The 7,201-nt window shown below is 73.3% G+C and carries 6 protein-coding genes; 4 read left to right on the top strand and 2 right to left on the bottom strand.

The genetic code is table 11. The features are described from left to right. The coding region (locus A7A76_RS20185; protein WP_206412992.1) for a hypothetical protein at window positions 1–915 on the bottom strand (915 nt) is incomplete at its 3' end. A gap of 379 nt (window positions 916–1,294) precedes the next feature. Between A7A76_RS20185 and A7A76_RS20180 the strand changes: the two genes are divergently transcribed. Genes A7A76_RS20180 through A7A76_RS20165 form a run of 4 tightly spaced genes read left to right on the top strand, consistent with a single transcriptional unit; the run spans window position 1,295 to window position 5,991 of the window. Continuing rightward, the gene (locus tag A7A76_RS20180) at window positions 1,295–1,828 is read left to right on the top strand and encodes a Csu type fimbrial protein (RefSeq protein WP_241201074.1); all 534 of its coding nucleotides are present in this window, start codon (window positions 1,295–1,297) and stop codon (window positions 1,826–1,828) included. Between the two features lie 11 nt (window positions 1,829–1,839). Further along, window positions 1,840–2,610, top strand: coding sequence for a fimbrial biogenesis chaperone (locus tag A7A76_RS20175; RefSeq protein WP_206412991.1), 771 nt, complete (start codon window positions 1,840–1,842; stop codon window positions 2,608–2,610). A 4-nt stretch (window positions 2,611–2,614) separates the two neighbouring features. Then, on the top strand, window positions 2,615–4,975 hold the full coding sequence (locus A7A76_RS20170) for a fimbria/pilus outer membrane usher protein (RefSeq protein WP_206412990.1): 2,361 nt from the start codon (window positions 2,615–2,617) through the stop codon (window positions 4,973–4,975). Next, window positions 4,972–5,991: a Csu type fimbrial protein gene (locus tag A7A76_RS20165; RefSeq protein WP_206412989.1), complete on the top strand. Its 1,020-nt coding sequence runs from the start codon at window positions 4,972–4,974 to the stop codon at window positions 5,989–5,991. Before A7A76_RS20170 ends, A7A76_RS20165 begins: the two co-directional genes overlap by 4 nt. Window positions 5,992–6,006: 15 nt before the next feature. Here A7A76_RS20165 and A7A76_RS20160 read toward each other — a convergent pair. Further along, window positions 6,007–7,201: hypothetical protein (locus A7A76_RS20160; protein WP_206412988.1), on the bottom strand; the 1,195-nt coding region annotated here is incomplete at its 5' end.

The following is a 7,201-nucleotide window of genomic DNA, read 5'->3' as shown; positions in this document are numbered from 1 at the left end:
CTTGGCCACCGCCGCCGGCGCGCGCGCCTGCACCTTGGCCAACGCCGCCAGCCGCTGCGCCATCGTCCCCGACGGCGCCGCCTGGGCCGGCGCATCGGCTTCGGCGCGGGCGTGGCGCAGCACGTCGCTGAGGTACCAGCGGCCGTCGATGCGCTCGACCAGCACATACGCATCGACCGGCTGCCCGCCCACTTGATAGCGGATCCGCACCTTGGCGGTGTCGCCGGTCTGCACGTCCAGGGTCGCGTCGACGCTGTCCAGCGCCGCGTCCAGGTTCAAACCGTACTCGCCCAGCACCAGCTTGAGCCGCTCCACGAACGGGCCGAGCCGGCGCAGGCTGCGCTCCATGCCGGTCTTGGCGAACGCGTCCGGCGCGGCCAGGCCGGTGGCGCGCGCGGCCGAGACCAATTGCGGAATCGCCTCGCGCGCGCGCCGCGAATCGCCCAGCGGCGCCGCCTGCGCCCAGCCGCTCAGCGCCTCGATCAGCTGCGCGTGGTGATCGCGCTCGGTGTCGCTGTAGCCCGGCTCGCTGCGCACGTACTGGCTGGCGAACAGGCCCAGGGTCTTGGCCGCCGACTGCAGCTCGGCGTCGGCGCCGGCGAACTGGCGGCGGTAGGTCGCCACCAGCTTGCGTTCGGCGTCCTGCTCGGCCAGCGCGGCGATGAAGGAAGGAAAGCGGTCGTCGAGCGGCAGCTCGGTCAGCGGCCACACCGTGCGGCCTTCGGCCCAGGCCGTTTCCAGGCGCTGGTGCAGTTCCGGCGGCACCGCATGGCGGGCGTAGGCGGCCAGGTCGTTGTGGCGCAGGTCGGAAACCAGTTGGGTCACCGCCTGCGCCGGCAGGGTCGGCACCGCGTCGGGCGGCGCCGGTTCCGGGCCGCAGCCGGCCGCCGCCAACAGCACGGCGGTCGTCAGCACGGCAGCGCTGGCGCGTCGAACGAGAGACATGCGGACGAAGGCTCTGGCGCGGAGCGCATCCGCGGACCGGCATCTTGGCCTCGGCCCCGGCGCGGCACAAGCGGGGGCTCACGCTCGCTCACGCTTACGACGCGAACGCACAGTTGGCGACGGCACGGGTCGATGTGCGACGACTCAGCACGTCACCCATATTCTGTGATGAACAACACAAATATGCGGCTGAACAGGTGCGCCCCCCGATCTCGTGAAGAGCATCACCCCTGCCCTGCGCAGGCATGGCTAAGGTGCCCGCGCTGGCATGTTTTATGCGTTCTAAACGGGCAAAACCGGCAGTAGACGCTCGCCCGACCACCGCGCTTGAAGCGCAGGAGAACGAACCATGCGATTCCCGTCGATGCGTTCCACGTCGCGCCGCCCGCTGTTGCGCCGCGCCTGCTTCGCCGCCCTGGCCCTGGCCGCCGCGAGCCCGGCGTTCGCGGCCACCGATACCGCCAACCTCAACGTCACCATCACCATCACCAGCGTCTGCGACATCCACACCACCGCGCCGCTGCCGGTGAACTTCGGCAGCGTGGCGTCCAGCGCCACCAACGTCGACCAGCAGGGCCAGCTGACCGTCAATTGCACGCCGGGCACGGCCTACACCATCGCCCTGGACAACGGCCAGAACGGCACCGATGTGAACAGCCGCAAGATGGCCAACGGCGCCAACCTGGTGCCGTACCAGCTCTATCGCGCCGCCGCGCGCGGCCCCACCGACGTGTGGGGCAGCACCACCGGCGCCGGCGGCAACGTGCTGGCCGGCAGCGGCACCGGCGCGGCGGTCAACGTGCCGGTGTACGGGCGCACGCCCAGCGCCAACTTTCCCGCTGGTACTTACAATGACGTGGTGATCGCCACGATCACCTACTGACCGCCCGCGCGATGGGCGGCGAGCGGCGCGAACGGATCGTCCGCAGTCCCCTTCGGCTGGCGCCTGCCCGGCTCGCGCTGAGCGCGGCGCTGGCCGCCGCGTGCGCGCCGGCGCTCGCGGCCGGGCTGCAGGTCACCCCGACCAGCCTGACCCTGGCCCACGACCGCCCGGCCGACGCGCTGTGGCTCAGCAACACCGGCCCGGCCACGCTGCACGCGCAGGTGCGGGTATTCCGCTGGAGCCAGGCCGACGGCCAGGAACGGCTCGATCCCGACCCGGGCCTGGCGATCAGCCCGCCGATGCTGGAACTGGCGCCCGGCGCGCGCCAACTGGTGCGGGTGATCCGGCTCGGCGCCCCGCCCGAACGCGAAGGCGCCTACCGCCTGATCGTCGACGAACTGCCGACCGCGCAGACGCCGGCGCCACCGGGCCTGCAGTTCGTGCTGCGCTATTCGGTGCCGGTGTTCCTGGCCCCGGCCGGCGGCGCGGCCGGCGCGCCGCGGCTGCGCGCGCAGTTCCAGTTCGAAGGCGAGCGGCCGTGGCTGGCGGTGGACAACCGCGGCGACCGCCGCGCGCAGCTGGCCGACGTGGCCTTCGTCGACGCGCAAGGCCGGCGCCACGCGCTCGCGCCCGGCCTGCTCGGCTACGCCCTCGCCGGCCAGCGCATGCGCTGGCCGCTGCAGACGGCGGCCGAACCGCTGCACGGCGCGGGCGAGCTCAAAGCGAGGATCAATGGCGAACCCACCGAGCAGGCGCTGGCGCTGGACCCGCCGGCTCGCTGACGCCATGCCGGCCGGCCTGCTCCTGGCGTCGCAGTTCGGCCGCGCGGCCGAGCCGCCGCGGCTGCCGACGGTGCCGGCCGTGCCCGGCGTGCATGCGGCCGCAGCCGGCGCCAGCGCGGCGAACATGACGCTGTACCTGGAAGTCAGCCTCAACCAGACCGCCTACGGCCCGCCGCAACCGTTCGAACTGCGCGACGGCCGCCTCTACGCCAGCGTCGCCACCTTGCGCGCGATCGGCTTCGCCCTGGCCGATCGCGATCCCCGCGACGTCCTCGCGCCCGACGCGCTGCCGGGCGTGAGCGTGCGCTTCGATCCGGCGCAGCAGCGCGCGGCCATCGACGCGCCGCTGTCGCTGCTGGATCTGCAGGTCAGCCGCCTCAACGCGCCCGGCGCCGAGGTGCCGCGCGCCACCGCATCGCCCGGGCTGCTGCTCAACTACGACCTCTACGCCAGCCGCGACGACCGCAGCGACAACGCCACCGCGTTCTTCGAGGCGCGCGCGTTCGGCTTCGGCGACGGCGTCTTCAGCCAGACCGGGGTGATCCGCCACTACCGCGACGACGGCGCGCCGCGGCGCACCGATTCGGTCCGCCTCGACACCAGCTGGCGCTGGTCGAAACCCGAATCGATGTTCGCCCTCGCCATCGGCGACGTGATCAGCGGGCAGCTCGACTGGACCCGCCCGCTGCGCCTGGGCGGCGTGCGCTTCGGCCGCGACTTCGGCCTGCAGCCGTACCGCATCACCACGCCGCTGCCCACCCTGGTCGGCGAAGTCGCGGTGCCTTCGGCGGTGGACCTGTACGTCAACGGCCTGCGCCAATACAGCGGCGAAGTCGCGCCGGGCCCGTTCCAGCTCACCACCGTGCCCGGCATCACCGGCGCCGGCAGCGCGCAGTTGGTGGTCACCGATGCCTTCGGCCGCGTGCGCACCATCGACTTTCCGTTCTACGCCGCGCAGCAACTGCTGGCCAAGGGCCTGTCGGACTGGTCGGTGAGCCTGGGCGTGGCGCGCGAAAGCTACGCGCTGCGGTCGTTCGACTACGGCCGCGAGCCCTTGCTCAGCGCCGACCTGCGCTACGGCCTCAGCGACCGCCTGACCGTCCAGGCGCACGCCGAAGGCGGCGACGGCGTGGTCAACGCCGGCGCCGGCGCGGCGTGGCTGCTCGGCCAGGCCGGCGTGTTCGGCGCCTCGCTGAGCCACGGCCGCGACGGCGGCGATGCCGGCTGGCAATACACCGCCAGCTACAACTGGAGCAACGGCCGCTTCAACTTCGCCGCCGACACCCAGCGCACCCACGGCGATTACCGCGACCTCGCCTCGCGCTACGGCCTGGGCGCGCCGCGGGTCAGCGAACGCGCGACGATCGGCTGGAGCGACGCGCGCATCGGCAGCCTCGGCCTGAGCTACGTGCGCCTGCTCTATCGCGGCGAAACGCCGGCGCGCTACGCCGGCGCGACCTGGAGCCGCAATCTCGGCACCCGCGCCGCGCTGAGCCTGTCGTACAACCAGAACCTCGACCGCGGCGCCGACCGCACCGTCTATCTCGGCTTCAACCTTAACCTGCAGCCCGATCCGGCCCGCCCCGGCACCCAGCTCAGCGTGTCGGCGCAGCGCGCCGGCGGCCTCGACCAGGCCGCGATCGAACTCGCCCGGCCGGTGCCCGGCGACGGCGGCTTCGGCTGGCGCCTGCAGGCGCGCGGCGGCGACGGCGAGGAAGGCGGCTTGGCCGAAGCGGCGTGGCTGACCGACGCCGGCCGCTTCAACCTCGGCTACGCACGCCAGGGTTCGCGCGATTACGGCTACGCCAGCGCCAGCGGCGCGCTGGTGTGGATGGGCGGCCACGGCTTCGCCGCGCGCAGCGTCAGCGATGCGTTCGCGGTGGTGTCCACCGGCGTGCCCGGCGTGCCGGTGCTGCTGGAGAACCGCCCGTTCGGCCGCACCGACGCCTCCGGCGCGCTGTTGGTGACGCCGCTCAACGCCTGGCAGCGCAACCGCATCGGCATCGATCCGATGGAACTGCCGGCCGACACCCGCCTGGACCGGGTCGAAACCCTGGCCACGCCGCGCGACCGCTCCGGCACCGTGGTGCGTTTCTCGATCGAGAAGATCCGCGCGGCGGTGCTGATCTTGCGCGACGCCGCCGGCGCGCCGCTGCCGCTGGGCAGCGCCGTGCGCAGCGGCAACGGCGAGCGCGCCACCGTCGGCTACGACGGCGAGACCTATCTGGAAAACCTGCTCGAACGCAACGAGTTGCGGGTGGACGCCGCGGACGGCGAATGCGTGGTGCGCGTCGACTATCCCGCCGACGCGCAAGGCATCGCCCGGATCGGGCCGCTGACCTGCGCGCGCGAGGCGGCGCGATGAGCGCGCGTCTCGCGCTGCTGCGCGGCCTGCTGGCGCTGCTCGCCGCGCCGGGCCTGTGCGCGCCGGCGCAGGCGGCGACCTCGTGCGCGGGCAGCATGACCAACCTGACCTTCGCCGCGACCACCGGCGCGGTCACCGACGCCACCGCCACCCTCACCGTCACCTGCACCACCGGCGCGCTGTCGCTGCTGGCCAAGGCGCGGGTCAACATGTGCGTGAGCATCTTCAGCGGCACCGACGGCGGCGGCACGCTGGCGCCACGGCGCATGATCAACGGCTTCTCCGACCCGCTGCAGATGCAGCTGTACACCGACGGCGCGCGCAGCCAGATCTGGGGCGCGCGCGGCAACGCCACCGTGCCCAACTTCCTGCCGCTGCAGTTCGACTACGACGTGCCGCTGCTCGGCGGCAGCCAGACCCTCACCGCGACCTTGTACGGACGCATCCCCGCGCAGACCGCGCTCAACGCCGGCACCTACACCAATCGCTTCACCGGCGCGGCCGACACCAAGATCGAATTCCAGTTCGCCGAAGCCTTGCTGGGCACCCCGCCGATGCCGGCCTCGTGCGTCAGCGGCGGCAGCACCGGCACGGCGAGCACGTTCCCGTTCACCGTCTCCGGCTCGGTGCCCAACACCTGCACGCTGAGTCCCAAGCCGGTGCCCGACCTCGCCTTCGGCAACGTGCCGGGCCGCATCCTCAGCAATGTCGACCGCACTACCGCGATCGGCCTGACCTGCACCGGCCGCACCGCCTGGCAGCTCGGCATCGGCAACGGCCTCAACGCCAGCGGCACGATCCGGCGCATGCGCAGCGCCGGCGGCCAGTTCGTGCCCTACGAGCTATACCGCGACAGCGGCCGCAGCCAGCGCTGGGGCACGACCCTGGGCACCGACACGGTCGCCGGCACCGGCACCGGCGCGGCGCAATCGCAAACCGTGTACGGCCGCGTAGCCCCGCAAATAGCGACCCCAGGCAGCTACAGCGACACGGTGGTGGTGACGGTCACCTACTGAGCCCGGCGGCGACGCTCATTCCACCTGCGGATGCGCGCCGACGCACCAGCCCACAAAACGCTGCGCGCCGTCGCGGGCCAACGCCCGTTCGCCCAGCGTTTCGCCGCGCAGCGCCAGCGCCAGGCCGCGCGCGACCGGGTCGAAGCGCGAGCGCAGGGCGCGCGGCAATTCGTCGAAGCGCCGCTCCGCCTGCGCCGCGAACCGGCGCTGCTCGGCCGTCGAAGCGTGGGAAAGGAAGAACAGCATCTGCCGCCACGCGTAGGCGCATTGCTTGATCGCGATCAGCCGCGCGTGGCGCGCGGCGGCGAGATTGCGCTGGCGGGCGACGATCCAGCGCAGGCATCGGTCGGCCAGTTGCGCGTGCCCGGCGCCGATGCGCGCGGCCAGCCCGAGTTCGGCGTACAGCGCGGCGAGGTTGTGCGTGGTCAGTATCTGCTGCTGTTCGACGATCCGGCCGTTGATCGCGGCGCGGCCGCCGGCGCACCCGGCCTCGCCGGCCCGCTCCGCGCACAGCCGCGCCAGGCTCCGGGTGTCCTCGGGCAGGGCCAGCACGCGTTCGCAGTCGATGTCGTAGTAGCGGGCGTACAGCGTGCCGCGCATGGTCTGCGCGGCGAGCTTGGCCGCGCGCACGTACTTGGGCGCGAACGCGTCCATGAAGATGTCGGCCGCCACCTCCTGCGTCAGCGGCAACTCCAGGCCGGCATGGCGCGCCATCGCATCGAGTTCGCCCACCAGCCGGTTCGGCACGATGGATCGGGGAAACCGGGTCAACGCCAGCGCCGCGGTATCGGCCAGTCCCGCGCGCGCGTCGCGCGGCGCGCGGCCGCCGTCGCGCAGGCCGTCCAGGGCCGCCACCCACGGCAGCTCGCCGATCCGCACCTGAGGGGCCAGGTCCAGCAGCATCAACGAGCGCCGGCGGCGGAAGGCGCGATAGACCGCGGCGTACAGGCGGCGCAGCGACGCCTCGCCCAGCCCTTCGGCGCGATCGGCCGCGGCGACCTGCGGCAGCAGCCGCGCCAGTTCCTCGGCCGAACCGATCAGGCCGCGTTGCGCGAGTTCGCCCAAGTCCGCACGCAGGCAGCGCTGCGCGCTGCGGCGCACCGCGTCGGGCACCGCCGCCTGCGCGGGCGCGCCGAAACGCGTGGCTTCGGCGGCGTCGAGCGGGGCCAGGATCGGCGCGAGATCGTCCACGCCGCGGCCCTGCGGCCGC

The organism is Lysobacter enzymogenes (assembly GCF_017168095.1).
Taxonomy (GTDB): Bacteria; Pseudomonadota; Gammaproteobacteria; order Xanthomonadales; family Xanthomonadaceae; genus Lysobacter; species Lysobacter enzymogenes_D.
Note: the sequence above shows the minus strand (reverse complement) of the source record. Positions and strands in the feature narration are given on the sequence as shown.

Bases quoted from the DNA above. Each gene is read 5' to 3' on its own strand.
- A7A76_RS20175 (WP_206412991.1), top strand. From the start codon at position 1,840: ATGGGCGGCGAGCGGCGCGAACGGATCGTCCGCAGTCCCCTTCGGCTG.
- A7A76_RS20180 (WP_241201074.1), top strand. From the start codon at position 1,295: ATGCGATTCCCGTCGATGCGTTCCACGTCGCGCCGCCCGCTGTTGCGC.
- A7A76_RS20170 (WP_206412990.1), top strand. From the start codon at position 2,615: ATGCCGGCCGGCCTGCTCCTGGCGTCGCAGTTCGGCCGCGCGGCCGAG.
- A7A76_RS20165 (WP_206412989.1), top strand. From the start codon at position 4,972: ATGAGCGCGCGTCTCGCGCTGCTGCGCGGCCTGCTGGCGCTGCTCGCC.